Genomic DNA, 26,863 nt, shown 5'->3' on the forward strand with positions numbered 1-26,863 from the left:
TTTAAGCTCTATGAGGACTTGGTGAAGAAAAAATAAGATAAAAAAGCTCAAAAATTTTTTAAAAAAATTTTTCTTTTCTCCAAAGGAGCAAACCATGGTAGCAAATTTTGGAAAAAATCAGATGGTTGCGGACACACTTGATGCATACCTTCAGCAGAATAAGCCTCGATTTGCAGTTCAACTACAAGGGAAATGGGGAAGTGGTAAAACATGGTTTATTCGTAAATATATTGATAAAAAAGATATTGGCAACCAACCTTTTTGCTATGTGAGCCTCTTTGGAATCGAGCAGCTAAAAGAAATTGACAGTCAAATACTATCCCAGACAAACAAAATTCTAGCAAAATCACAATTATTGAGTAGACTTGCAGGGGATATTATCGAAAAATGCACCCCTGCAATTAATAGAGACAATATAGATAAACTTTGGGAGTTTCTGAGAGATTTGTGCAAGATTCCAAAAAATCTTGTACTTGTGCTGGATGACCTTGAGCGATCCCGCATTCCTCTAGACCTAGTGCTAGGTTATGTGAGTGATAAGCTGGATCAAGTAGGGATAAAAGTTATTTTGTTATGCGATCAAGAACAAATCCCTGACCAAGAGAAAGAGAAGTTTTCCCGTTTTAAAGAAAAGGTTGTCGGAAGTACCATTGCCGTTATTCCGGATGCAGAAACAGTTTATAATTATCAAATAGAATTAATTCCCGACCCTAATATAAGAAAAATATTTCAACAAAATAAGAGAACATTAATAAAGGATTTTATGGCCTCTAAAACTGATAACCTTAGAAGTATAAAAAAAATTATTTATGAATTTTCTATGTGCTATAAATATATGACCGAGGATATGCAAACAAATTATTCTTTTATAAATGAATTTTTACATGTGCTTTTTATTTTTTCTATAGAAAATAACAAATCTCTTAAAAACATAGAAGATTATCGCAATAATAAGAATAAAATTTATATATATTATGAAAGACCAGAACATTATTCAAGACCTGATGCAGTCACTAAAGATGATGAATGGTGGTATGCACAATTATCTAGTGAATACAGTAAATTTATAGAAAAATTTTTTTATAATGGTATAATAGATGAAGTAGCACTTATGGATTCCTATGTAAATCTAGGATATTCCAAGGATTCTGAGATTCCATTGATAATATACCACAAATTTCAGAGTCTGGACATTGATGAATCCGAAATGAAAGATCTATACAGTCAGCTTCAAGAGGATATAAAAAATCATAAGTATACTGATCCCAGTGTAATTCTTCATGCATTTGATATCATGCTTAAGTTTAATCAGATTGGTCTCGACGGAAGGCAATCTGAGAATATTAAGGCTTTAGCTAATGAATATTTAGAAGAAGTTAAGTTTTTCAGCAAACCGTTCAAATTAAATGAATTTGAAGCGGAACTTTTATTTTTATCAGGCAAGACAGATTCATTCCGAGCAATCTACCACGCTGTATGTCACCGGATAACTGAACTTCACACAAAAAAAATGAATACTTTCATTAAGAAATCAAGCCAGCTACTCCCAGACAATCCTGATAAGTTTATTGCACGTTTTTCTTGTAAGCGTGCCAACCCAGCAAGCTTTACGGACCTTAACGCAAGAGACTTTGCACAAAGAGTAACTAAAGTGCATGTATCAAAACTTCGCAAGATAATGGAAATAATTTATTTTAACATAACACATACTAATAATAAATTACATCATAACATTCTATGGTATAAGGAATTTTGCAATGCACTTAAAGACAACTTAAACTCCATGTCACCACTGGCTCGATACACATTAGATACATTGATTGTTGAATCGGAAAAAATCCTTCCACCTCAATATCCTGAACAACTTCTTGAAAAGCAACTCAAAGGATGACTCCTATGCCTGAACTTCTCCATGTCACCTATGCCCAGACCGGCAAGAGCTCTGCTCCCGACGCCCTCGGTATGCGCGAGATGCAGGCGCGCGCCTATGCCAGGCGCAACGCGCAATACCTGCTGCTCAAGGCTCCGCCCGCTTCCGGCAAGTCGCGGGCGCTCATGTTCCTGGCGCTGGACAAGGTCCACCATCAGGGGCTCGACAAGGCCATCATCGCCGTGCCGGAAATGTCCATCGGCGGCTCGTTCAGCGATACCAAGCTTAGCAAGCACGGCTTCTTTGCGGACTGGCACATCAAGCCGGAATACAATCTCTGCACGCCGGGCAACGAGGGCAAGGTGGACACCTTGCTCCAGTTCCTGACGGACGACAGCGCGCATTACCTGCTTTGCACCCACGCTACCCTGCGCTTCGCCTGGGGGCGTCTTTCCGATGTGCGCCAGCTTGACCGCACGCTCATCGCCATTGACGAGTTCCACCACACCTCCGCCGAGGAGGGCAACAAGCTCGGCGCTATGCTGGACGATATCATGACTCACAGCACGGCGCATGTCATCGCTATGACCGGCTCCTACTTTCGCGGCGACCAGGTGCCCATCCTCACGCCCGAGGCCGAGGCGCGCTTCACGCCGGTCACCTACACCTATTATGAGCAGCTCAACGGCTACCGGCATCTCAAGTCGCTGGGGCTCGGTTACCATTTCTATCAGGGGCGCTATTTCGACGCCCTGAAAGAGGTGCTGGACACCCACAAGAAGACCATCATCCACATCCCCAAGTCAATTCGCGCGAATCCTCCGGCCACAAGTATGACGAGGTGGACAGGATACTCGACCTCATTGGCAAGGTGGAGAGCCGCGACCCCGAAACCGGCATCTTCACCGTCCGCACCACTGACGGCAGGCGGCTCAAGGTGGCCGACCTTGTGAGCGACGACGCCAGCCGCGTCAACGTGCTCTCCTATCTGCGCAAGATCAGCGCGGGCGGCTCGCGCGACGACGTGGACATCATCATCGCCCTGGGCATGGCCAAGGAGGGCTTTGACTGGCCGTGGTGCGAGCATGTGCTGACCGTCGGCTACCGCAGCTCGCTCACCGAAGTGGTGCAGATCATCGGGCGCGCCACCCGCGACTGCGAGGGCAAGAGCCACGCCCAGTTCACCAACCTCATCGCCCAGCCGGACGCGGCGGACGAGGACGTGAAGACCTCGGTCAACAACCTGCTCAAGGCCATCACCCTGTCGCTTTTGATGCGCGAGGTGCTGGCTCCAAACATCACCTTCCGACCGCGCTCCACCATGATGGACCGGGACGTGGCCCAGCCGGGCGACATCATCGTGGAGGACGGCGACGCGCCGATTTCGCCGCGCGTGAAGGAAATCCTGGAGTCCGGCGGCGTGGAGCAGATATTGACCACGCTCATCACAAAGCCCGAGGTCATCGGCCCGGCGCTGGTGAGCCAGGAGCAGGCCAAGCTGGTGACGGAAGTGGAGATGCCCAAGATCATCGCCGAGACCTTCCCTGACTTGCAGCCAGAAGAGGTGGCGTTGCTCAACGACCTGGCCAAGACGCGGCTTGCGGTGCAGGCAAGCGGAGGCCTGATTCCGGCGGACTCTTTGCCGCCGGGGCTGGAAGTGGTGGGCGTCCCCGATGGTGAGGGCGATACGGGCGCAAGCGATGCTGGGGGCGCGTCGCCGCGCGCCGTGCAGGAATTTTTGCGCATCGGCAACCGGCTGCTCCATGTGGACCAACTGGATATTGACCTCATCGACCGCATCAATCCCTTTCAGGGTGCGTTTGAAATCCTCTCCAAGGCCGTGGACGCGCCCATGCTCAAGACCATTCAGGACCATGTCACGGCGCGAAACAGCGCCATGACAGAGGAAGAGGCCGTCCTGCTTTGGGAGAATATCAAGGAATTCAAGAAAGAGCATGGCGTCCCGCCGTCCCTGCTGGCGGAGGATGCCTACGAGCGGCGGCTGGCCGAGGCGCTGGCCTTCATCCGTGACCAGAAGGCGCGGAAACTTCAGGAAGCCGCCGCAGGGAAGGACCAATGAAACTGCGCGCAAGGGCACACAACCGGGCGGCAACGCTTGGGGATATTCTCGCCGAGGCGGACGAGCTGCATCTGCTGGACGGCGTGGAAGCCAAGCAGGCAAAACCGCGCACTGCCAGCGAGCCGGTAATCAGCAATTTTCTGGAGCTGGTGGATTTTGTGGCCGCGCATGGCCACGAGCCCTGCGCGACTGTGCCGGAGGAAAAACTACTGGCGGTGCGGTTGAACGCCTATCGCACACGGCCTGAATTGCGCGCCAAGGTTCGGGAGTACGACTCGGTCGGACTGTTGGGGGAGGGAGAAGCAGGTGCGACGGCGGGGCTGCAGGCTGTGGAGCAGGCGGAGAGCCAGGAAGCCCAGGCAAAGCCTAGTCCCACTTCACTGGATGAAATTTTTCAGGATGACGACCTTGACCTCCTTGGCAGCGTGGACACCTCCATCTTTCAGCTCTCCCACGTCCCGGCGCACAAAGTGAAGGAGACGCCGGACGAAATCGCCAGCCGCAAACCCTGCGAGGATTTCTACCGCTACGAAAAGCTGTTCCACGATTTCCAAAAGGTACTGAAAACCCAGGCGGTCATGCAGCCCCGCTTCTCAAGTGAGGAGACCGTGGTGGTAGGCAACGTGTTCATCCTGCGGGGGATGCTCTGCTATATAGACAGCATTCTTAAGGAGGACACCTCCCAAGCCGAGCGCGATAACCCCCGCTTGCGCGTGATTTTTGAAAACGGCACGGAAACCGATCTGCTCAAGCGGTCCTTCATCCGCGCCTTGTATAAAGACCCGCACGGTAAGTATGTGGACTTCGGGCTGAACCTCTTTTCCAAAACTTCCGTCACCATCACCGGCAAGGACCAACCCACCGGCTATATTTACATTCTCACCTCGGAGACTGACGCCCCGGCACTTGCCAAATGGAAAAACGCCGGGCTGCTGGTGAAGATCGGCTACTCCGCGCAGGATGTGCGCGAGCGCATCAAGAACGCCGCCAACGACCCGACCTATCTGGAGGCCCCTGTCAAGCTTCGCGCCTCCATCGCCTGCTACAATCTCAACCCGCAGAAATTTGAGAATCTTGTCCATTCCTTCTTGCACAAGCAACGGCTCAACCTGAAGCTCATTGACCAGAAGGGTAAGCCGTACCACCCCGAAGAATGGTTTACAGTCGATTGGCAGACGGCGCTGGAAGTGTGCCAGCGCATTGTGGATGGGAGCATCACCAAGTATCGGATCGATAATACAACTGGGAAAATAGTTGTAAAAAATATATTTCTATCTAATTCTGATTCTATAGAAGGACAATAGGCGCAAAAACTATTTATTCCATCCATATTATCTTGCCATAGTCTCCTACAAAATCGTTGGGGACTATGGCAAGCTAATATATTTATGAGTCAACTGCCACCAAATCATCTTCATCTACTTCGAATTCCGTGTCTTTTTTTCCTATATTGCACTTGGCGCAAAGCGGAACTATATACCACTTCCTATCTGTCGAGTCAGCTTTTTGTACATGTGCACCATGTTCCGCATCTCTCGTGCATCCCTTGCAGGAACATGTCTCAAATGGCCACACCTGCTTTTCTTCCCAAAACTCTCTCCATGAAGAACATCCAGCCGGGGGAGGATTATCACTGGTGCCTTTCAAATTTTTTACTTTTACCATTTCTTCCCTCCTTAGTATTGTGAGGAACCATTTGGAATTGCTACCTTAACATATTTAGCCACGATAAGACGCTGTACTTCCTACTGAGGGAACATAAATTTTTTGCTAAAAAATAGCAAGAAAACCTATATAATTTTAACGTGTCCACTTTATTGAAAGGATTACCCACTCGAGATGATTAAACTATCAATTTTATTAATTTTATCTATCATCTATGCTATCAATTAGATGGTAGTGCCCCCGATATGGATTGAGTGTTGGCGAAAGCCGCCCGAAGCTCTACGGAGAGGGTCATCGCTATCAAGGATACGCTGGGTTTCGGCCAAGATCACAAAAAAATCAAGTTTCGGCAGTCAACCCTGAGTCAACCTTTGAAAATTTCCACCAGTCATAATCTCGGTTTCCTGTGCTGCCTGTACTCCACTTGTACACTAAGCGTGTGTGCTCATCCATTTATGGGTCATGTAAATCCGCCATTATCCGTGTCGAGACAGTACGCAGGCGCATCGCATGAGCGTTCCAGTCCCTACATAATGCGGCAGTCGGAAAATGGACGATCCTCCGCCACTTCGAGGAGAGTGCTACTATCTACCAAAGGCAAGAACTGCCAGAGATACTTTCCAGTAAGCACAAGTCTACCGCCCATACCCTTGGCTTCAGCCTAGCTCAAGTTCCCTACGAACTTATCACCGCTGAAACGCCACCCCTGCATTCCTAGCCTCTCCTATGCCAGGGATACTAACGTTTCAATGGGCCAGTTTATGGGGGGATCACGGTTATAATCCTGGCGCAACTCCTCGATGAGCTGCAGAGCTTCTGCCAGAGACACGAAGATATTCTGGTTCAGTCATTCATCCCGGGGCTTCCCTTTGAAACTCTCCACGAAACCGTTATCTGTCGGTTTCCCGGGTGGGCTGTGTCCCAGGTCCTGTATTTTTGCGCCAATGCATTCAAGGCGTTGCCTATGGACTCCTAGCCATTGTCTGTAGGAAGTCCGCGTGAGAGGCGTCTTTGCAGGCGGAGGCGCTCCAACACCTGCACTACCCGTTGGCACAAAAGTGATACATCCACTTCCAGAGCTGCCTTGACCGATCCCAAAGAGCAAGGATGGCCAGGATATGGATACGCTGACCTGACTCAAGGCTGTCCCTGACAAAATCCATTCCTCATTGCTTGCAAGGATCGATGGCGTTGGTTGTGCGACCGCAGGACACAGGGACACTTCTTCATGGGACGCAAGCGCAAGGCTAGACCCTCCTAGCGGTACAGGCGTTCTGTCCGCTTGTGGTTCACAACGAGCCCCCACGCTGCAACAAGATATGCAGCCGCAGAACGCCAAAATGTCGCCCATCCTCTACCAATCCCCGTAGGCGCGGGGCAGGTCCGCATCCCGGTCCAGTGGTGGGGGACGCCGCACAGTGCTCCGACTGGCACCAAGTGCCACACGAGACCGCCGCGGGGCGGCCCTGTATGTCGTCGGGATATAGCGCATGGCCTCACGGCACGACGCGGGCTTCAGAAGTTTTTGACAGGACATCCTTGCGGATGGAAATGTTCAGCGCGTGCTCTGCCACCATCTCCCTCAGCTTGGCGTTCTCCTCCTCAGGCTGGCGTAGGCGCATGGCATCCGAAACATCCATGCCACCATTCTTCGACAGCCACTTGTAGAAAGTGGCATCCGAAATACCGTGCTTAAAGCATATGTCCACGAAGCGTATACCGGCATCGGCCCTCACAAGATCCCGATGATCTTCTCTCCGCTAACTCGACTCCGTTTCATAGTGTTGCTCGCGCGCAGGGACACTAATTTTCCGATGGAACAGCATTTTTTTTGGGGGGGGCAGAGGACACATCCCAGACGAGAGAAGTTATGTGGCTAGAAAGCCTTCTGGATAGAAGAAGTCATCGACTACGCAGTCGACATCATCTAGCGAGGAGCCCTATCGAAGCCGTAATTGGGGTACGAGCTTCGAGCCAAAAGGGACATGTTGCAAACTGTTGAGTCCAACCGTAAATGGCGTCGTTGGAATTGGATGGTGTACACTTCGCCAAAAATAGTCTTTTTCCCAAAGTGCCTATGCAAAGATGATAAGAATTTCAATAGATCAAATTTTGAGGAAATGATCAATTTCTACTTGCACCTAATAAAAATTTACGACATTATTAAAAAAATCATTCAATTTCATGGCATATGCGGAGGAAGTATGGGTAGCATAGTCTTTAAGCTCTATAGGTACCAGATCCTTCCTATTAGCAAACAATATGATCTTCGATTTTCTCTGGAAGATGTGATAGCCAACAAAAATAGGCTTTTTGCAGAATCATTGATGAAAATTAACCCTGAATCTTCAAGTACCTCTAAAATTAACTATAGGATAACAATAGAAGAGAATACACTTAGTAAATTCCTACTGGTTATTTCAAGGGAGAAAAATGTAAAATATTATAGGAAAGATCATGTGAAGGATATCATCCCATCATTTCCACCTGCATATATTCTCATTGATAATGCAAATGATATCCAAATAATTGCTGTACAAAATACTATTGAATATAGCTCTACAGAACAAATTATAAAAGTATTAATAGATAGAATTAATGCAAAGATAAAATATATGAACCTTTACGTTAAATACTCTTCCATTTATCGTGAAAGTTCTTTTTGGAAATTTGTGGAGAATCATAAGAATGAAATTGCTTATGTGTATTTTGAAATAATTACCCCAAACATGTCCTCGATTTCAAAAAATTTAAGTGATGACTTTAAAAGGATTGCAAAGGCGACAAATGCTGTATCAACTAAGTACAAAATTCAAGCAAATATGGATAGCCACTTAAATATTGATCGAGACAATAGAGATATAGCAGGATTAGCTGACTATACATCCAGAGGCGGCGGCGAATCAAAAATTAAATTGCGTGGAACAAAAATTGATTTTCGATCTAATGATTTTCAGTTACAAGTTGAAATTCCTGAAATAGATATTCCACGAAATTATAGTAACCTATTAGAAAAAATTGTAGGGGAAGTATACAATGGCTCAGATAGGTAAATATACAATAATGTTTATTATTGCTATTGTTATCATATTACTAAGTAACATTACAGATAGCACATATCTTAAAGAATCATTCTCGAAGGACGCGTTACTATTAGGTGGAGGAATTTTTACAATTCATGCAGCATCTGTGGGAATTCTCATCAGCCAACTCTCTCTCCTATCATGGAGGGAAAAGCATGATTTCACAAATACAGTATCGAGTATTCGAAAGAGTTTAATTGAATCCATAATCTGCCTTGCGCTAATTATTATGGGTGCAATTTTCCAATACTCAAAATCATGTTATCTTAATAATCCTAGTCATCCGGTATTAAATATAAAAAGTACATCTTTAATCATTCAAATAGTATGCATTTCAAATTTATTATACATCATTTATGATACAATTAATGCAATTCTTCTTAGCTTTAAAAATATGCCCCTTAATAATGAGAAGTAAACAAAAATCTGTAACACATTAATATCTAGCTTGATGGATTTAATATATAATCTTTCGTTGCCTCTTGCCGTTTATCCTAGCCATTCATTAGAGGCGATTATTAAGAAGAGTACGACGACATAAACGATGCGTAATCCCTTCTAAGCATTCTAGTCTACCCATTCTACTTGGAACCTACTAGACATAGCCGGACTTAAAAAGTAAGGCTAGGAAGCAAGATCACCTTATAGCGAATAAAGGCCAGCCCCGGAGAAAGCATGCCGTCAATCAGCAATACCTTTGGCACCGAGGAACCTCTCCTGAGCGACCTTTTGCGCATGATCCAAGACGGTACCATCCAGTTGCCAGATTTTCAGCGGGGCTGGGTGTGGGACGATGGCCGCATCCGTGGGCTCATTGCAAGTATATCCCAAGGGTATCCTGTCGGTGCCCTGATGAGCATGGAAACAGGGGGAGACGGAGTTCGCTTTTCTCCTCGCCCTTTTGAGGGCGCGACCCCGTCCAAGTCTCAGCCTGATATATTGATGCTCGATGGCCAGCAGCGCATGACGTCCTTATTCCTTGCACTTAAGCATAAAGAAGCCGTCCCCACTCGTGACGAGCGTAAAAACCCAATGGAACGCTTCTATTATCTCGACATGGAAACGTGCCTGAATGGTTCTGACCGCTTTGACTCCGTAATTTCAGTACCGAAAAATAAAAAAATTACAAGCGATTTTGGGAGGATAGTAAATCTAGACCTTACGGAGAGGAAGAAAGAATTCGCATCCGGGATGTTCCCGCTCAACATAATATTTGATACCGACCTTACCAGTCAGTGGCAAATGGGGTATCAGGAACATTTCAATTTTGATACCGAGAAGATTAAATTCTTATTTAAATTCTCTTCTGATGTTATCATCCCCTTTCAAAAATATAAAATCCCTGTGATAAAGTTACTTAAAGAAACGCCCAAGGAAGCGGTCTGCCAGGTTTTTGAAAATGTGAACACTGGAGGTGTATCGCTAACTGTATTTGAGTTATTAACAGCAACCTTTGCGGCAGAGGATTTTCGTTTACGGCAAGATTGGGAAGAGCGCAAAGTCCTCCTGCGTGAGATAGACCCGGTGCTGGAGGGGGTAGACGAAACGGCCTACCTCACCGCTATCGCGCTTCTAGCTTCATACAGGAGGCATTTGGAACAGGACACTGCAGTGAGCTGCAAGCGTAAGGACGTCCTCAACCTTGAATTGACCGAATACAAAGCATGTGCCGATGATTTGATGGAGGGCTTACGGAAAACAGCAAAATTTCTCCATTCTCAAAGAATTTTCGATATGTGGAACCTCCCCTATCAGACACAGCTTATTCCTTTGGCTGCGATTTGCGCTTGTCTGGGAGATAGGTTTGAAGACCATGAAGTTAAACAAAAAATCAGCCGCTGGTATTGGTGCGGCGTATTTGGAGAACTTTACGGAAGCGCCAATGAAACCCGCTACGCCCAAGATATTCAGAATTTTATGGAGTGGTTGGAGGCTGGCGATGAGCCGGTGACCGTCCGCGATGCGAATTTTGCTCCAGTTCGCCTATTATCGCTCCAGACGCGCAACAGCGCGGCATACAAAGGCGTGATGGACTTGACCATGAATATAGGATGCAAAGACTTCATAAGTGGGGACTCAATCCAACAAACTAACTATTTCGATGAAAAAATTGACATCCATCATATTTTTCCTGCAAATTACTGCAAGCACAATAATCTATCCCCGATCCTCTGGAACAGTGTGATAAATAAAACTCCACTTTCAGCACGGACAAATCGCATTCTTGGGGGCAAGGCTCCCTCTAACTATTTGGAAAGAATTGTAACCACACATCATGTCAATTCCGTGGCCCTAGATGAGCATCTTCGCTCACATCTCATCAATCCCGCGAACCTCCAGACGGATGATTTTGGTAAATTCATCATTGACCGAGCCATAGCATTACTTGATTTGATTGAAAATGCCATGGGCAAAAAGGTCAGTGGACGAGATTCTGAAGAGACTATTAGAGCCTTTGGCGCATCCCTAGTGTAAACTTGGAATCATGTTCAGTGCGAGTGGTAGAGACACTTTGCAGAGGCTCATTTCACCTCATCCTTGTCCGGTGAGCGGGCCGTTGGGTATCGCGCTCCTCCCCAGCCTTGGAATCGGTCGTCTGATCGCCTTCATTGGCACGGGGCTGTGTCTCTGCCAGTACTGGTTTCGATAACTTACCGGCTTTGACTGCCAGCTCGCGCGCAACGGATGTATCCCCTTCAATGCCGAAAGCATAAGCCATCATGCGACGGGCGTAGCGTCGCCAGTCCCTGTCCGGGGGATTTTTCCAGGCTTGGGGCGCGCACTGGAAAAGCGTCTCCTCCACCACTTTTGGAGGAAAACCGACTTTGCGCATTTGGTAGGCAATGGAAGCATTGAAGCGCTCCGGTGTCACATTCGGGGAAGCCTGGAGGATGGCGCGGCCATAAGCCGTGTATGCGGCGCGCGGATCCCAAGTCGGCTGTGGCGGCACGGTGGGCCTTCCGCGAAATTCCGGGGGGAGCGCCTCAAGCGCCTTTCGGTAGCGCCAACGATGCGCCTGATAGACAAAACCGTGTTCGCGCAGCCAGTCCTCAAAGCGCTGGCGACGCGGCGGTTTTCTCTTAGGGAGCTCTCGCCGCAGCTGGCGCAGTCCCTTCCGCTGCTGGCGTTTGAGAAAATGCCTGGCGATGTTCAGGATATAGCGCGGGTAGCCCTGAAAGCGTTCATGCAAGGTTGACTGCTCCTGGCGTTGCTCCTTTTTCTTCCGTGCAAGCGCGGCATCAAGTTCGGCAGGCTCCTCAGGCTTGTCGCTTGCCGCCAGGGCCGCACAGTCCTCCTGATATTTCCGCCAGAGCTTTTGGTTGATGGGGCTCACCGGCTCCGGCTGTGGCGCGGACACCATCTCCCCATAATCTCCCACCACGAATTCCCCCAGCCTTTTCTGCAATTTACCAAGGCTGAACGCCTTGTCCACCGAAGACGCCTTGACTGCCACGTCACCCACGAAAATGATGGCCCCGGAGCCCTTGCGCTCAAAACGCAGTCCCACCTCCGCGAGCCTGGCGTGGAGCTCCGCCCAGGTTTCCGCCGTGGCGAGGATTTTGTGCCCGCGTTCGTGCGCCACCCGCTGGGCCGACTTTTCCCCTGTGGCGCACTCAACATCCCTGGCAGCCTGCGTGAGTCTATGCCCGCGCCTGCGCGGACGCGCCACGACCTTACCGCGCTCATCCACCGCGTAACGGGCGTGGGCTTCGGGCGTCCAGCCCTGCCGGTGCTCCACCAGCGCCAGAACCTTGTGCGCGGCCTCGATGTCAAAGCCGTTATTGGGGTCAATAACCTTCATGGAGACCGGGTGCATACGGTTGACGGCGATATGCACATGATAATTGTCCGTGTTCCAATGCAGCCCGTACACGGTCTGGCAGCCCTCAAGGCCCAGCTCCTTGAGAAAGATGTCTACGAGCTCGTCCACCTGCGCAGCCGTGGGCTGCTCGTCAGCCCTCCAGGAAAAGACATAGTGCGAAACGGGCATCCGCGAATGGACGCTCTCCGTCGCCAGGGCGATCATTTCCAGACGCTGGCCTTCATGCCGCGAAGCGAGAAAATTGCGGCTGCCCGAGTGCTCCACTTTTTCAGCACCGCGCCCTCCTTTCGGCTGCCGGATGTAGTCCACCAGGTCGGCGATTTGGCGCGCTTTTGACTTGGAACATTTTTTAGATTTGATCTTCTTCACGATCATGATTGGCCGCTCCGATGGCGTCGATTTTTTTCGTGATGGTGTGCAAAAGTTTTTCGTGGAGCAGCAAAAATTCCTCACTGACTTTCGCTTCCCGCAGAGTCAGAAAATGATGTTTCAGCAGGCCGCCCATGCGCCGCAGCTCGCGGATGGTCCACTCGTCCGTGCGCGGGATAATCGGCCTGCCGCCAAAAATTTTTGATCGAGCATATTCGGAAAGCGACACGCCGATGACCTCCGCTTTTTCCCGCAATCGCGTTTTTTCTTCCGGCGTGACGGGGAGGGTCAGCAACTGGTTTTCCGCATAGCGCGGTCGTGTGTTTCGGTGGTTCATGGTTCACTCTTTTTTGCCTTTTGGACGTGAGAAGCGCAGCGCCGAGCGGCCCGGGAGTCCAGAGGGATTTCCCTCTGGCAGGATGGAGACGTATTACGGCTCCCATCCTGCCAGAAAATACCGGGGGACTTGGAACTCAGCTTTTTGCCTCGCATGTTCCCCGCGTTTGCGGAAAAAATTCCTCAGAAAAGTGCGCTCCGTTTTTCAGAAGAAGCGGCCAGATTTCGCGGAGAAAATGCTGGCGGAGGGCTGTGTCTTCCGGCATGGGAAAGGTGCGGCTCTCCGGCGCGACAATGGCTCGTTTCTCCTCCGGCGAAAGGCCGAAACGCCACGCCTCGAACGCGGAATTTTTGCGTTCCTCGCGCGCGATTCTCAGCCGTTCCCCCTCGGTGGCGGCGTCCCTTTCCGCCTGTTCCTTGGGCGAGATATAGCCCTGCGGTCTGCGGTAATATCCTGTCCGCGCCAGCGAACTGAACACCCAATTAAGCGGGTGCGAAACCGGCTCGCCATTTTTATCGCGCATGGCTCCCTGCTCCAGTTCCCACTCGGCATGGGTGAGACCTTGCGCCAGATTTTCAGCCCCCAAGCCGACCTGAAAAAGGCGCCCAAGAATCTGGCGAACCTGGCAGGTGCCGAAACCGATTTTCGCCAGGTTGGGCCAATGGAACGCGATGTCTTCCTCGCTTAAGGATTCCAGACGCTGACTGGCCGAGGGCGGATCATGCTCCCCGGAAAAGACAGAAAGATTTCTTCTGTCTGTCTTTTCTTTAAGAAGAGAAGGCGCGGGATTTTCCCCGGTGGGCGTGGGCGCCTTCGTGGGCGTCTCCATGCCCGACTGCGCGCTCGGCTCTGGAAAGCTCGGGGGGGATATGTGCGGGCACGGATCCGCCGAAAACGCATAGCGGTTACCCTGCGCCCTGCCAGTGGCAGCGCGGCTGCGGACAAGGAAGCCCCGCTTGTCCAGCCGCTCCAGCGCGCCGCGCACCGCGCCCTCTGTGGCGCCAATGCCGTACAGGCGCGTGACGGCCTCGGCGATCTGCCAGTAGGCCATGAGCGGCGGCTGCGCCTTGAGCAGGCTCAGGATGGCGATTTGCATCTCGGAAAAACCGAGCGGACAGCGGGCTTTTCGCAAGACCGTCTTCGCGGGCCTCTCCGTGGACGGCTGTACGCCCGCATCCGCGCCGGTCTGCATACACGCCCGGCTGCACGGGCGACTCCGCGCCGGGCCGCACGCCTGGCTCCACAGCAGCGCGCCGGGATACACGGGCGAATTCATGCTGGGGTTCATGGCTGTCTCCGCTCCATCTACGGGAGGGGAACTTCCCCGGCGGCCACAAAAGCCATGAGGTCGGAGAGGCGGTAGCGGACGGCGTTACTGCCGGGCAGCTTAATATAGACGGGCGGCTGCGAGAGGTAGCGCCGCTGCTGGAGAGTGCGGTCGGTGAGGCCGAGATAGGCCGCCGCCTGCTTTTCGTTGAGCAGGATGTGGTAGGGATCGTCGGAGAGCTGTGCGAGCGGAGCCGATTTCTTAAGGCCGGAGTTGTGATGTGTCATGCTGCGAACCTCCTTTTGTGGCTCACAGCATGCGGAAGGCCCGTATTTTTTCCTATCCCAGATACGAAAAAGAACGAATCAGCGCGAAAAAGGACGTTTTCTTATCTGCTACTTTCAGTTTTCAGCTTTTGATTTCACAGGGTTACGTTCTTTCTTTACGCCACGCAGCCGGGGCAGGAATTTTGCGGCCTCGATGCAGCGGCAGGCGTCCTGATAGTCGGCATAGAGGGTGGTGCGGGCGGTCGTGAGCTCCCGAAAGTCATACCAGTCGAGATTCTTGCCCGTGCCCGTTTTCGTCGGCTGCCAGTGGGAATTGCTCTCCGGGAAGTGGCGTTCCTCCAGGGCGCGCATGGCCTCGGCCGGAGTGACGCCGTATTCCTGGCAATGATCCCAGAGCCACAAGCCGAGCATCCGGTGCAAGGGCTCGGCGCGAATCCTGCCCCGCTCCTCGTTGAGCGCGGCCCGGTAGAGGCGCTGCTCCTCCTGCTGGACGGCGGCAACGCACTCGGCGGAGCAAATCGGGGACTCACCGTGGCCGTCCCTAACCTCCTGCACCTTGCGCGCCTCCAGAGTACACCGCGCCGCATCGCGAGGGCAAAGCCGGAACAGCGCATCGCGGTCGATTAAGGGCGGCGGGCTTTCCCGCTCCCAATAGCGGAACTGGCCCGAAAGCATCCGGCCCACGATGAAATCCGAAGTGTAGTCCACAATGGGCCACGCCGGATAATAGCCAAATTTTTCCACCAGGGCGTCGATGGCCTGATTGCAGGTGGCAAACAGTTCCTGGGCCAGTCCGGCCCCTGCTTCGGCGCGCCCGGTGATGGTCTGGTATTCCTTGAGATTGGAGACCGGCAGGCGGGGCATAATGGAAACGGCATCTGAACCTTGGAGGATAGGCTCAAGCACGGCCCGCAGCTTTCGGTATTCCGGGTTTCTGTAGGTATATTGCCAGCTCCAGAAATTGTAGATTTCGCCGGAGAGGTGGCTCTGGTCGGCCATAAGGCGCTTTTCCGGGAAAAGCTGCACCGGCTCCGGCTCGGCGTCAAAGAGCGCCTGCCAGCAAATCAGGGCCACGCAGTTACGGATCGCCTGATTCTCCCCGGCGAGGAGCGGCGCAAGGCGCTCCAGAAACACATTCAGAACGCGAAAATGGAAAAGGCAGCCGTAATAGGCGCTTTCCCGCTGGCGGAGCCTGCTTCGATACCTGCTGGAGACGCGTTGCAACAGGGTTTCAAGAACAGGGTTCCCGAAAAAGGCTTGCCGGGGCGTGACAGCCTGAATTTGCCGGAGGAGATGCGCGGCGGATTCCCCCTTGCACAACTCGCTTACACGCTGGGCAAGGTTTTGCTTGCCCAGCTCGGTTGGCGGCGAGAGAAAATCCCCTTGCGCGGTGGCCAGCGCCGCGTTGATGGCTGTATAGAGTCGAGGCGCGTCTCCGGGCAGCGCCTCATGCAAGAGAAGGAGAACACTTTTCTGAAAAGGCAGCCGCCACGATCTCCACGGGATGACGCCCAGGCTCCAGAGCAGCTGGTCGTTCCAGTACATGGCCCCGGAGACTTGGCGCACCGCCGAGTCGTCCACCTGTGGCAGCAGAAAGAATCGCCGCCAATGCTCCTGAAATACAGTTTCGCGCTTGGTACTCATGACGCAGTCTGGTGAACGCGCATGCCACACCCTGCAGATTTATCAGTGCCACATCCGCACCATATCCTATCCTTTTATTCCGCCATATCATCAAAAAAATCAGAGTCAATATGTTTTAGTTCAAGCTTCCTATACCTTCTGACGCCGATACCATGCTGTACCATAATCTTTGCCAGTTCATCGCCATCTATCAGTCGCAAGTGCTTATGGCTCCGTTCTGCATATTCACGTGCTGCCTTGGTATATCGGCTTGTGGTTACAAATACCCCTTTAACAATGCCATGCGCATCCATGGCACCAGCGAACTCGCGGATTTTATCCGGGCCTATGCCCGAATCAGGGCTGTATCTTTTTGCCTGAAGATAGATCTTGTCCAGGCCGAGCACGTCCTCGGTGATGACGCCGTCTATGGCACCATCACCTGACCCGCCTGTCCTTTTGCCGGAGCCACTTGCCCCATAGCCAAGTCCAAGCATCAGCTTGACAATCAGCTGTTCAAATTGGCCATCACTCAGGGTTTGGACTCGTTCTTTAATGTCAGATTGCAAAGCATCATTGTGATCCTTAAACGCCGCTTCTATTCGTTCTTCTGGCGTGCCCTCCTCCCCTTCGGTAAGGTGTGGAGTTCCCTCGGCGTTTTCATCTTCAGCATGAGATGTGCTTCCGCCACTGAACTGACGAAAGCTTTCTGATCGAGCTTTTAAAAAATTTTTGTCTATGCGTTTCGGGTTCTCAGCAAGAGCTTTGCGCCCGGCTTCTGTAATGGTGTATACCCCCCGAGACTCCCGCTGTAGGAGCCCTGCTTTGGCAAGATAGGTAAAAGACCATACTACTCTGTTGGCAAGCCGCGTCTGCCGCCCACTTGGCAACATTTCCCGCCTGTCTTCATCGGAAAGACCAAATTCAGCAGTAATGTGAGCAACCGCTTCTGCTGTATTCACCGGCTGGGTTGCCGCCAAGCGAAGGACTGGCAGCATGAAGCTTTGAAAGTCGGGAATCGCCATAAGTGACGCACCTCCTCATGATTCATTTTGGGCTTGCATGTAGGGGGAGGAAATGCCCATGCCACACGGATGCCAATATAGCTCATGCGAACAGCATGGCAAATAGCGCGAACCCTGACAAGGGGATTGGCGCGGAAACGTGTGGTTTACGGGACATGGCCTTGTCGACCTGGGACGCTGTTCAAATACGGAACCGCTCTTTTCCTCGCTCTTTGCCGTCCATGACGGTCAACCTGTCGGAAATCCTGACATGTTCAAACCTGTCGCCTCATCCCCCTATTTAATCTGCGAATGAGCAGCACTACAAATACTCAAACGCATCGCGCATAAGCCGAATTTCGGAGGGAGCCGCTTTGACGTGGGTGGCTTCGTGCCGCCAATGGGAGACGGCCTCGCGGATTTCAGTAAGGCGGTTCTGCGCCTCGCTCTTGCGGAAGCGGAAAAACTCGGCAGCTTCCAGCGCATCGTCCAGGCTGAAGGCGCTTCTGTCCTCTATAATCGCCGTATGCAGATACGCCGCCTTTTCCGTGGGATGGGAAGTTTCAAGGTCGTAAACGGGCGAGAGCCGCCAGCCCAGCGGCTCCCGCAGGAAGCCATGATTCCTCAGGTGGTCGTCCACATTGTACACGCACATATTGAAGACCATGCGCGACCAGAGTTCATGCAGGTCTTGCACGGGGGCCGAACCTTCCGCCTGAAGCACCGAGGCCATATCCACATAACTCATGTGGTCGCCGTCCCTGGCCTCAAGCAGGCTCATGGCCGAGATGAACGGTATCCGGTCCGCTCCCTGACGGTCAAACCGTTGCACAAGCAGGACGTTCTTCCCGGCCACCTTTTGGAGCTGGACTTCCGGGGTGCGGATGCCCGCCCGGCGCGCCAGCTTGAAAGTCACATATTCCCAGAGGGGGATGTCGCGGTCATCGTTGCGGCTGGGGAACTTGGCGATAAGCAGCTCGCCGTTCTTCCCGAGCACAGAGGCCTTGGGCCGTGCTCCGCCAAGCGAGGAGCCGGGGGCGACAAGCACCTTCAGGTCGGCATCCGTTTCCGTCCGGGCGTCGATATTCTGCGCCGCGCTCAGGAGTTTGGGCAGAGAAATGAGGGGCGGCACGGAAGCGGCCCCGGATTCCGCAAGAAAGCTCTTCCCCTCATCCGCTGAAAGGCGAATGGCCCCTTGCCGGGTAACATCGTTGACCCGGAGCAAAAAATCCGAGTCCAGCAAGGTGCGCGGCTTGCGTTTTTCCGCCTCGGCCCGGGCGCTTTCCTGTCTGCGCAGGAGCACCTTGCCCCAGCGGTCCGGCGAGCAATCCTGAAAACAGCGGAAAAGCCCTTCGCAAGCCTTGGGATACGGGTCGAGCGGCAGGTCCGGGCTCAGGGCGAACGCCTGCGGGGCCTCAAGCCACTCGGGCGCATAGGAAAACGCGGAGGAAAGCCTGCCCTTGCTCTGGTTCAGCCAGAGCGTGCCCACAAGCCGGGGCCTCTCGCGGTGGAGATAGACAGAATATTTCTCGCCCATCTAGCTCTCCATTTTCCGCACACGGGCTCGCTTGGGCAGACGCTCCTCGTCCAGCATCAGGCCGAAGGCATCGTTNTTCTGGTCGAGCANNTCCGANAACGGCGTGCCCATGCCGAGAGCGTAGATGACCGCCGCNACGTTNCCCANGCTNACGCCGNTTTCGCCNTTCTCAAGACTGGCCAGCGTNNTGNTGGAGATTCCGGCNCGCTCGGCCACGAGGGACATGGGGAGCCNNCGNCGGAGCCGCGCGGANNTGANNTCGCTGCCGAATTTTTTGAGGGAGCGNGAAACNTGGAGATTCGCCATGATAAACTCGAAATATTTTACTTGTTATTTTNGAATAACAGGCANTTTATTTCCAGTTTNNTNTGGCGTCAAGATGAGGNGTNCCANGNGTNTGCGGNTACAGACACGNNGCNNNCATATNCCCTCANGNANANTTGAAAAATTATGGAACAGGNGCCCNCCNGGCCCAGAAGCCCNCAACCTATCCTCCGCTTCCGNCCNCCANNCCCGGCACATCCTCCAGNAANTCCCCCACCAGNCTGGCGGAATTTTTCAGGGCGCTGTCCTCCAGNTGNGCGTAGCGCTGCGTCAGCGAAGGGTCCTTGTGGGTCAGNAGNTTCTGCACATGGGAGAGCGGCACCCCGTGGGACACGGCCACGCTGGCGAANGTGTGCCGGAGNCCGTGCAGNGGCCGGAAGTCCTCCGGCANGTCGGCNGCGCGCTTGATGGCGTTGACCTGCTTGTTGATGTCGGTCATGCGGCTCACGCCGTCCCNGCCGGGGAAGACATAGGCGCTGTCGTTGCCGCCGATTTCGGCCAGCAGTTCGCGCACCGGCTGGGTGAGCGGGATGCGCTCGTCCCGGCTGCTCTTGGCCCCNTCCTGCTCCTCGCCCNTGATGGTGATGAAGCCGCGNTCNAAGTCGATGTGCGCCCACTTGAGGCGGAAGAGCTCGCCGCGCCGCATNCCCGTATAATAGGCCATGAGCATGAACTGCCCGGCCTTGCGGTTTTTCGCGTTNCGCGCNGCCTCGATGAAGCGGGCGCGNTGCTCGGCGGTGAGCATNTCNGTCTTGNCATTGTTGAGGCGCGGCATCTCGAAATGGAGNTGCGCGGGCGACTGCCACGGGCACAGTCCCTTTTTGACNCCGAAATTGATGATGCGCCNNAGCAGCTCCAGCACGTTCTTCACNGTCCCNGCCTTCTNGCCCGCCTTGGCGAGCCTGAGGCGCAGGGCGTCCACGTCATGNGTNCCGATNTCCTCCGGNGTNCGTCCNGCGAANTCCTGCAAATAGTTCTTGTAGCGGTTCTCGTCCGTGACGATGCCCTTGAGGCCCGGCTTGTTGGCCTTGTACGCCTCCCAGAGNCGCGCGATGGTCCAGCGCCCGGCGATGGCGGCTTCCTGNGCNCGGCGGATGCGGCGGCGCTCGGCATTGGGNAGGCTCACGCCGTTGACGCGCTGNTCCCGGATTTTCGCGGCCTTGGCGGCGGTCATGCGCTCGGATTCGCGNCCCACCTTTTCCTCGATCTTTTTCCCGTCCAGCCGGTACATGATGTAGAATATCTTGTCCGGNTTNCCTGTNGGNACNTCNTCCCGACTNTTGGCGCGCGGCTTNCCGAGGACAAAAAAGACGCCGATTTTTTCAGTCTGNTGGCGCTCAAGTTTAGACATGGCAAGCTCTCCNNGGCGATTTTGCCCCTCTCTATTCCCACCATATTCCCACCACGTCAAGCCGAAAAAGGCCGAAAAANANCGAAAACGACCGTAAGACNCACCTCAACTTAAATCAATTATTAGTAGTAAGTTAGTANAAAAAAGAAGGGAACCGATAACGGCTCCCTCTGTGCTCATAACCCGAAGGTCGTAGATTCAAATCCTGCCCCCCCAGCAACCAATAAAATCAGGCACTTACGGTTTTCTAACCNTAAGTGCCTTTTCATTTTTCTAACCTATTTCTAACCANGCTCAAGGAATGCCAAGCGGCAAAGCGTGGATTCATGCGGTTTTTCGGACACGGTGGTATAACTTCTGTACGGATGGTATGGAGGACTCCAAAGAAAATATCTTCCACGGCGTCTTAGCCACGCTGGCCCATACCTCCTGATGCCCAAGGAGATAAAATGTTTATTGCAACCAGTTGAAAGCATGCATTAAATATATACGGTATTTATTTCCTACCCATAAAGTTGAAATCTTTCAAAAATTTTTGTTATCCCTAATTGGACATAAATTTTGTTAGGGGCTTTAGTTCTCTCGTAGAGTGGATTTTATAGAGGCNACATCTGAATCCGGAAGCGCTTTGGGNNTATTGTCAACGAAGCGNCCGCTTCATGCTCCGCCCACATTTGCCGTAGAGCGCCAATTACTGTCATTCCGAATTCTTGAATNCTTATATCTGTATCGATAAGGGGAATAATACTTGTGAAGCACTCTTTACAATAGGTAATCATTGTATAAATTTTATCTTAGGNAAAAACTNTGAAATAGATTTTTCATATACACCATAATTACACTGTCCAATGCATCACTTTCATGCTATATTTAAATTTGTATCGCATAAATAGCATTTCTGGGGCGAGGAGAGTGACTTTCGCTTGACGTTTACCGTGCCGTAGGACTTAAAAATTTCCGAGACCATGCCTGAGAAGGGAAAAACCTGTTTGGTGCGTCATCGACTCTTGAATGAACGGCAGGTTGCTTTGGCTGAAGGGCAGCGATAGCAATCTTTGAGGCCTGCCCAGGAGAGGTGAAGGCGTTGAGCCGGGAATACGCTATTCCTCAATAACCGACATAAACAAGAAATCTTCACGGTTTACTCCTGGTAGGGAAAATGCCGACAGCCGGCTATTGACACAGGTGGGGAACTGAAGTACCTACCTAACGGTAGGTAGGAACGGCTCGTACCTCATCCCCCTGCTTGCCGCGAATTTTTGCGCATCTTCTCCCCGTCAGGCGGTCGGCATGTCGAAAGACAAAATCATCGCTTCAGCTCTCTCCAAGTTTGCGAAACAAGGCTACTACCATACATCTTTGGCGGAAATTGCTGAGGATGTTGGTATCCGAAAGCCCTCTATCTATGCGCATTTTCCCTCTAAAGAAATGATTTTTCTTACACTGTTGCATGAGGCGTTTACCCGTGAGCAGTCTGCTCTCGACATTTTTTCTATTCAAAATCCATCCCAAGATACGCTTCATGAGTATTTTTTTGGGATTCCTGTGCGATATGAGAAAAATGGATATCTGCGTTTCTGGATACGGGCTTTATACATGCCGCCATATGACCTCGAGAAAGAAGTCAAGGAATGTGACCGATTGTATTCAAAAATGATTGATTCGACCCTAAATAATGTCCTGCAAAAGATTGAAATGGAAACTGACCTCTTACGTCCAAAGATAGAGGTCGCCGATGCTTTTACGGGTCTTCTGCGGGGCATTCATGCGGAGTTACTCTATAACGGCGCACAGGATGCGTTAAAAAAAGCACGAGGAATGTGGGCAATTTTTGAACTTGTCTTTTCGAAAGAAAACGGGCGAATATGCTAAAAGCACCATAAGTAGTTTATAATGAAAAAAGTTACTGCTTCCCCGAATATTTTTCTTCGGCGTCCTATTCTTTCTATCGTCATTTCACTGGTAATTACTTTATCAGGAAGCCTTGCCATTATTGCGCTCCCTGTTGCCCAGTATCCGGAGCTTGTGCCGCCCACAGTAAATGTGACGGTGGCTTATCCGGGTGCTTCCGCCGAAACCATAGCCTCTACCGTGCTCGCCCCGCTTGAGGTAAATATAAACGGTGTGGAGAATATGCTCTACATGGTGTCCTCGGCCGCATCAGGTTCCGGACAAGGGACTATCAATGTCTATTTTTCCTTGGGGACAGACCCTGATATTGCGCTCGTAAATGTGAATAACAAGGTGAACCTGTCACAAACCCAGCTTCCCGAAGAGGTGCGTCGGCAGGGCATCACCGTCGCCAAGCGTTCTCCTGCGATGCTGTTGGGCTTCAGTTGTTTTTCGCCTGACGGGCGCTATGACCAGGTGTTCCTGACCAACTGGATGAAAATCAACATGGTCGATGAGCTGAAACGCATACCAGGAGTAGGCGATTGCCGGATATTCGGCGGCCTCGACTATGCCATGCGTATTTGGCTCCAACCCGACAAGCTGGCGAAATACGGCATATCGGTTCCCGAAGTAGCTGCTGCCATCCAAAAACAGAATTCGCAGTTCGCGCCCGGACGCCTTGGGGAGATGCCGGTAGCCACGGGGACGCAATTAAGCTGGCAAATCGATACCAAAGGACGCCTGGTCGACCCCAAACAGTTTGGCAATATTATCATCAGGACAGGGAAGAACAGCGCCGCACTCCGCCTCAAAGATGTCGCGGAAATTGAACTTGGGGGTCGGGATTACAGTGTTCTCGCAAGATATAACGGCATGCCGGCGACTATGGGCGCCCTTTACTTACAGCCTGGCGCCAACGGCATCGCCACGGGCGCAAGGGTCGTCGCCAGGCTCGAGGAGATAGCGGCACTCATGCCGACGGACATGGAATATGCCATCGTGTCGAATAACAATGATTTTGTCCTTGAATCCATCCATGAGGTCGTTGAGACCTTTTTTGAAGCCCTTTTTCTGGTCATCATCGTCGTGTATGTGTTCCTACAAAACTGGCGCGCCACGCTTATTCCCTGCCTGGCGGTGCCGGTGTCTATCATCGGCACTTTCGCAGGACTGTTTGCGTTCGGATTCACTATCAATACCTTGACACTGTTCGCCATGGTGCTCGCCATCGGGCTTGTCGTGGACGATGCCATTGTTGTCCTGGAAAATGTGGAAAGGATAATGCAAAAAGAGGGACTGGGCGCTTTTGAAGCCACGGCCAAAGGAATGCGCGAAGTGACCCCGGCGGTCATCGGCGTAGTCTTTTCGTTGTGTTCGGTCTTCATCCCCGTGACCTTCATGGGTGGCCTCGCGGGGCAGATGTACAAGCAGTTCGCCATCACCATTTCCATTTCCGTCATCCTGTCTGGTGTCGTGGCGCTCACCCTCACACCGGCGCTCTGCGCCCTCTTGCTCGATGGCGATGAAAAACGCGCAAAACCACCGCTTCCTTTTCGTTGGTTCAATAGGGGCTTTAGCCTTGTCACCCGGGCTTACCTCAGAATTGTCCGCTGGCTTGACATGCATGCCCCCGTCAGCATTGCTGCCGTGCTCCTGTTATGCGGGGGCCTGTTCTGTCTGTTCCGCATTCTCCCAGGGGCGCTCGTTCCCAACGAGGATCAAGGCAACCTTACCTGCCTTGGTATCCTTGATGACGGCGCTTCCCTGAACCGCACTATGGAAGCCGGAGATCTTATAACCAGTTACGCGCTTTCGAACCCGGCCATACGATCCGTTACGAATATAAGCGGCCTCGATGTCACCACAGCAGCGGTCAAGAGCAATTACGGAACCTTCTTTGTGAACCTCGCCCCCTGGAAGGAGCGCCGGGAGGCCCGCGACTCGTCGGCTGCCCTTGTGGAGAAGCTGGCCGCGGCAAGCCTGCTCCAGCCCGAGGCACTGGTGCTGAGCTTCATGCCTCCACCCATTTCGGGAATGAGTACCACGGGTGGCTTTGATGGCTACATCCAGATGCGCGGTACGGGCACCCTGGCAGACCTCGAAAAAAGGGCAAAGGAGTTCGTGGTCGAGGCCACATCCCTCCTCCCGGATGGGCAAAAAAAATACCCCGCCATCGGCACCATCCGGAACCTCTTTTCAACTGGCGCCCCCCAGCTTTTCGCCCATCTTGATGAGGAGAGGTGCATGGACATGGGAGTGGATGTGGATGCGGTGTTCACGGCCATGAACGGCACGTTCGGGCGGCACTATGTAAATGACTTCAATTACCTGGGACGCACATTCCAGGTCGTCCTTCAGTCCGCACCGGAATGGCGCATGCTGGAGCGCTCTCTTGGGGATGTGGCCGTTCCCAATGATCAGGGGAAAATGATTCCCCTCACGGCTCTCATATCTTTTGAGCGAAGGACGGCACCAGACGTTGTAGAGCGGTATAACGTCTTTCCTGCCGCCCATGTCATGGGCAGGCCGGCGGACGGCTACACCACCGGGCAGGCCATCGCCGCCATGGAGGAGGTGGCGGCCACGCTCCCCGCCGATTATTCCCTGGGCTGGGCGGGTGCGGCGCTTCAGGAAAAACTCGCCTCCCGGGACAGCGGTGTTATTTTCAGCCTGGCCCTCCTGATGGTCTTCCTCGTGCTTGCAGCGCAATATGAATCCTGGTCACTGCCTGTTTCTGTTCTGACGGCGGTGCCCTTTGGCATTTTTGGCGCAGTTGCCGCCACGTGGCTCAGGGGTCTCCAGAATGACGTCTACTTTCAGATAGCCCTTATCACCATCATCGGACTTTCAGCCAAGAACGCCATCCTTATCGTTGAGTTCGCGTCGGACGCGTGGCGCGCCGGACAGAACCCGACCGAGGCTGCGCTGTATGCGGCGCGGGTGCGCTTTCGCCCCATCATCATGACCTCCATCGCCTTTATCTTGGGTACCTTGCCGCTTGCCATCAGTACCGGGGCAGGTGCCAACAGCCGCCATGCTATCGGGACGGCCGTGATTGGCGGCATGCTTGGTGCCACTATGCTCGCCACCCTGTTCGTGCCGTTCTTTTTCAGGCTGATTGCGTCCCTGGCCGAAAAGACCACATCACGCAAGAAAGCCTGCAAAATCAACAAAATTTCGGAGGAAGAAGCAAAATGAAGCCTGTTGTAAGTGTTTGTCTGGCTGTTCTGGCTCTTCTTCTCCAGACCTCGCTTTACGCCGCCCCAATGACCGGGCCCGGTGGGCCCAAGCTGGGCGCGCCGGGGGGTGGTCCTGTCATCGACAAGAGCGACGATGAAGTGCTGCAGCAAATGATAGCAAGGTATGTTCCTCAATTTAGCCAGGATTGCTTTGTGGACGAGGAAAACGGCGTCACGCTTGCGTACAGCCTTTTCCGCCCCGCTGCATCATCCTCGGTCAAAGGGACCCCGCTGGTGCTGTTCATGGCCGATGCGAGCACTCCGGGCAAGGATGTCCTCCGGCCCCTCCTTCAAGGCTATGGAGCCCTGGTCTGGGCCACGAACCAGTGGCAGACCAAACACCCCTGCTACATCCTCGTGCCGCAATTCAGCGGTGTGGCGGTCAATGATGCCTATGAGCGGACTCCAGAAGTCGATACGGTACTTCGCCTGGTGGAACATATCGTTGCCACAGAAAATATTGACACGAACCGCATTTATACCACAGGACAATCCATGGGCGGCATGATCTCCATGCTTTTTACGGCTTCACGTCCCGATATTTTCGCTGCCTCGCTTTTTGTTGACTGTCATTGGAATGAAAACGTATTTCCAACACTTGCCAGAGCTACATTCACCTTTATCACTGCGGGAAAATCGGGAAAATCCTTCGCGAATATTTCGGCACTGGAAAAGGCCGTAAAGGCCATCGGCAGGCAGTATGCTTTTGAGGAATGGAGTGCCAAGCTCCCGCTTAGCGAGCAGGATACACTCGCTAACGCACTTTTTGCGAAAGGTGCGCCCGTGAACATAATAAATTTTACGCCAAAATCAGTGCTCCCCGCCGATGGGAACGGAAGCGAACATATGTATTCCTTTGACTGTGCCTATCGGCTCAAGCCCGTACAAGAATGGCTGTTCCGCCAATCAAAATAGCGGGATTCCCATCTTCTGAAAGCCGGCTCTACCCCATTCATGATGCCAAGGATAAGTTAGTGGCTCCTGTCCGGTTTGGGGGTTGATGGGCTGCCCGATAAGCCGCCGGGCTTTGCCAGCCAAGGGCGCTGTGGGGGCGGTTGCAGTTATAATCCTGTCGCCACTCTTCGAGGAGGCGCCGGGCTTCCGCCAAGGA

At 52.5% G+C, this 26,863-nt stretch carries 20 protein-coding genes; 9 read left to right on the forward strand and 11 right to left on the reverse strand.

All coding sequences use genetic code 11. The annotated features are described in order from the left end of the window. Nucleotides 1-94: 94 nt before the first annotated feature. Genes HDR50_RS04880 through HDR50_RS04895 form a run of 4 tightly spaced genes read left to right on the forward strand, consistent with a single transcriptional unit; the run spans nucleotide 95 to nucleotide 5,254 of the window. Nucleotides 95-1,891, forward strand: coding sequence for a P-loop NTPase fold protein (locus tag HDR50_RS04880; RefSeq protein WP_291356453.1), 1,797 nt, complete (start codon nucleotides 95-97; stop codon nucleotides 1,889-1,891). 5 nt (nucleotides 1,892-1,896) lie between these two features. Continuing rightward, nucleotides 1,897-2,823, forward strand: a complete 927-nt coding sequence (locus tag HDR50_RS04885) for a hypothetical protein (protein WP_291356455.1) — start codon at nucleotides 1,897-1,899, stop codon at nucleotides 2,821-2,823. Next, on the forward strand, nucleotides 2,712-3,950 hold the full coding sequence (locus tag HDR50_RS04890; RefSeq protein WP_291356457.1) for a helicase-related protein: 1,239 nt from the start codon (nucleotides 2,712-2,714) through the stop codon (nucleotides 3,948-3,950). The genes HDR50_RS04885 and HDR50_RS04890 overlap by 112 nt, the downstream gene beginning before the upstream one ends. After that, nucleotides 3,947-5,254, forward strand: coding sequence for a GIY-YIG nuclease family protein (locus tag HDR50_RS04895; RefSeq protein WP_291356459.1), 1,308 nt, complete (start codon nucleotides 3,947-3,949; stop codon nucleotides 5,252-5,254). Before HDR50_RS04890 ends, HDR50_RS04895 begins: the two co-directional genes overlap by 4 nt. 82 nt (nucleotides 5,255-5,336) lie before the next feature. On the opposite strand, the gene HDR50_RS04900 is transcribed toward HDR50_RS04895, so the two are convergent. Together HDR50_RS04900 and HDR50_RS04905 are read right to left on the reverse strand one after the other, a co-directional pair. Continuing rightward, nucleotides 5,337-5,615, reverse strand: coding sequence for a hypothetical protein (locus HDR50_RS04900; RefSeq protein ID WP_291356461.1), 279 nt, complete (start codon nucleotides 5,613-5,615; stop codon nucleotides 5,337-5,339). 1,496 nt (nucleotides 5,616-7,111) lie between these two features. Continuing rightward, nucleotides 7,112-7,351 carry a transposase gene (locus HDR50_RS04905; protein ID WP_291356463.1) on the reverse strand — a complete coding sequence of 80 codons (240 nt, stop codon included), beginning with the start codon at nucleotides 7,349-7,351 and terminating at the stop codon, nucleotides 7,112-7,114. Nucleotides 7,352-7,819: 468 nt separating this feature from the next. On the opposite strand from HDR50_RS04905, the gene HDR50_RS04910 reads away from it, so the two are divergent. Beyond that, a complete protein-coding gene (locus HDR50_RS04910; RefSeq protein ID WP_291356465.1) occupies nucleotides 7,820-8,668 on the forward strand; it encodes a hypothetical protein in 849 nt (282 codons plus the stop codon). Nucleotides 8,669-9,373: 705 nt separating this feature from the next. Beyond that, the gene (locus tag HDR50_RS04915; protein ID WP_291356467.1) at nucleotides 9,374-11,173 is read left to right on the forward strand and encodes a DUF262 domain-containing protein; all 1,800 of its coding nucleotides are present in this window, start codon (nucleotides 9,374-9,376) and stop codon (nucleotides 11,171-11,173) included. A 52-nt stretch (nucleotides 11,174-11,225) separates the two neighbouring features. On the opposite strand, the gene traI is transcribed toward HDR50_RS04915, so the two are convergent. The 8 genes from traI to HDR50_RS04955 all read right to left on the reverse strand — a co-directional run bounded on the left by traI (nucleotide 11,226) and on the right by HDR50_RS04955 (nucleotide 20,500). Beyond that, a complete protein-coding gene (traI, locus tag HDR50_RS04920) occupies nucleotides 11,226-12,896 on the reverse strand; it encodes a TraI/MobA(P) family conjugative relaxase (protein ID WP_291356469.1) in 1,671 nt (556 codons plus the stop codon). Next, nucleotides 12,871-13,227, reverse strand: coding sequence for a hypothetical protein (locus HDR50_RS04925; RefSeq protein WP_291356471.1), 357 nt, complete (start codon nucleotides 13,225-13,227; stop codon nucleotides 12,871-12,873). Before HDR50_RS04925 ends, traI begins: the two co-directional genes overlap by 26 nt. 136 nt (nucleotides 13,228-13,363) lie before the next feature. Beyond that, nucleotides 13,364-14,278 carry a hypothetical protein gene (locus tag HDR50_RS04930; protein ID WP_291356473.1) on the reverse strand — a complete coding sequence of 305 codons (915 nt, stop codon included), beginning with the start codon at nucleotides 14,276-14,278 and terminating at the stop codon, nucleotides 13,364-13,366. Nucleotides 14,279-14,532: 254 nt separating this feature from the next. Further along, the gene (locus HDR50_RS04935; protein ID WP_291356475.1) at nucleotides 14,533-14,781 is read right to left on the reverse strand and encodes a hypothetical protein; all 249 of its coding nucleotides are present in this window, start codon (nucleotides 14,779-14,781) and stop codon (nucleotides 14,533-14,535) included. 114 nt (nucleotides 14,782-14,895) lie between these two features. Then, the gene (locus HDR50_RS04940; protein ID WP_291356477.1) at nucleotides 14,896-16,425 is read right to left on the reverse strand and encodes a hypothetical protein; all 1,530 of its coding nucleotides are present in this window, start codon (nucleotides 16,423-16,425) and stop codon (nucleotides 14,896-14,898) included. A gap of 74 nt (nucleotides 16,426-16,499) precedes the next feature. After that, nucleotides 16,500-17,429, reverse strand: a complete 930-nt coding sequence (locus tag HDR50_RS04945; protein ID WP_291356479.1) for a restriction endonuclease — start codon at nucleotides 17,427-17,429, stop codon at nucleotides 16,500-16,502. A gap of 301 nt (nucleotides 17,430-17,730) precedes the next feature. Next, on the reverse strand, nucleotides 17,731-18,945 hold the full coding sequence (locus HDR50_RS04950; RefSeq protein WP_291356481.1) for a type II toxin-antitoxin system HipA family toxin: 1,215 nt from the start codon (nucleotides 18,943-18,945) through the stop codon (nucleotides 17,731-17,733). A 487-nt stretch (nucleotides 18,946-19,432) separates the two neighbouring features. Beyond that, the gene (locus tag HDR50_RS04955; RefSeq protein ID WP_291356483.1) at nucleotides 19,433-20,500 is read right to left on the reverse strand and encodes a site-specific integrase; all 1,068 of its coding nucleotides are present in this window, start codon (nucleotides 20,498-20,500) and stop codon (nucleotides 19,433-19,435) included. 1,410 nt (nucleotides 20,501-21,910) lie between these two features. On the opposite strand from HDR50_RS04955, the gene HDR50_RS04960 reads away from it, so the two are divergent. Genes HDR50_RS04960 through HDR50_RS04970 form a run of 3 tightly spaced genes read left to right on the forward strand, consistent with a single transcriptional unit; the run spans nucleotide 21,911 to nucleotide 26,667 of the window. Then, on the forward strand, nucleotides 21,911-22,492 hold the full coding sequence (locus tag HDR50_RS04960) for a TetR/AcrR family transcriptional regulator (RefSeq protein ID WP_291356485.1): 582 nt from the start codon (nucleotides 21,911-21,913) through the stop codon (nucleotides 22,490-22,492). 21 nt (nucleotides 22,493-22,513) lie between these two features. Continuing rightward, on the forward strand, nucleotides 22,514-25,711 hold the full coding sequence (locus HDR50_RS04965; protein ID WP_291356487.1) for a multidrug efflux RND transporter permease subunit: 3,198 nt from the start codon (nucleotides 22,514-22,516) through the stop codon (nucleotides 25,709-25,711). Further along, a complete protein-coding gene (locus tag HDR50_RS04970; RefSeq protein WP_291356489.1) occupies nucleotides 25,708-26,667 on the forward strand; it encodes a PHB depolymerase family esterase in 960 nt (319 codons plus the stop codon). Before HDR50_RS04965 ends, HDR50_RS04970 begins: the two co-directional genes overlap by 4 nt. A 37-nt stretch (nucleotides 26,668-26,704) precedes the next feature. On the opposite strand, the gene HDR50_RS04975 is transcribed toward HDR50_RS04970, so the two are convergent. Then, nucleotides 26,705-26,863 (reverse strand): integrase core domain-containing protein (locus HDR50_RS04975; protein ID WP_291356491.1); only part of this gene is annotated, 159 nt, incomplete at its 5' end.

This window comes from Desulfovibrio sp. (assembly GCF_014803725.1).
In the GTDB taxonomy this organism is placed as follows: Bacteria; Desulfobacterota; Desulfovibrionia; order Desulfovibrionales; family Desulfovibrionaceae; genus Desulfovibrio.